Annotated in this window: 1 protein-coding gene; it reads left to right on the top strand. The window is 50.2% G+C overall.

Annotated features, from left to right (window positions below; genetic code table 11):
- Positions 1-654 (top strand): hypothetical protein (locus LBV24_RS15050; protein WP_224479483.1); only part of this gene is annotated, 654 nt, incomplete at both ends.

Raw genomic sequence — 654 nt, forward strand, 5'->3', positions numbered from 1 at the left:
GCACATCCAAACGGAGATGCAGTGGTACCAAATGATTATTCGGTACTTTATGTATTGACACAGGGCGAAGGCCTTGTAATACAACAGGTAAACACGGAATCACCGGAATTCACCGTAGCAGGCGGAGGCGACTACACGATCCATACTTTGGTATATCCTAACGGACTGGATCTTGGCATCGTACAACTGGGCGTTACGACAGGTTTTGATGTCAACGGTCTGTTGATCCAAGGTGGCGGAGAGCTATGTGCGTCCCTGGACGTAGCTGGAGCACCTGTACATATTACCAATCCCGATGCAGGGACGTTAACTGCGACGGAAAGCAATGTGAGTTTATCAGGAGGATCTGCAACGATCTCGGCGACACCTAACGGAGATGCCAACGTACCATCGGGTTACAGCACATTATACGTATTAACGGAAGGGCCGGAACTGGTAATCCGCCAGATAGAGGCAATGCCTGAGTTTACGGTAACATCTGCAGGAAACTATACGATCCATACGTTTGTGTTCCCAACGGGAACGGACCTGAGCGTCGTAGTGCCAGGTGTAACCACTGGCTTTGATGTCAATAGTCTATTGGTACAAGGCGGAGGAAGCTTGTGCGCATCGTTGGATGTAGCTGGGGCGCCAGTTCACGTAGAGGAAGAAACA

Origin of the sequence: Winogradskyella vincentii (assembly GCF_020166345.1) — a bacterium.
In the GTDB taxonomy this organism is placed as follows: Bacteria; Bacteroidota; Bacteroidia; order Flavobacteriales; family Flavobacteriaceae; genus Winogradskyella; species Winogradskyella vincentii.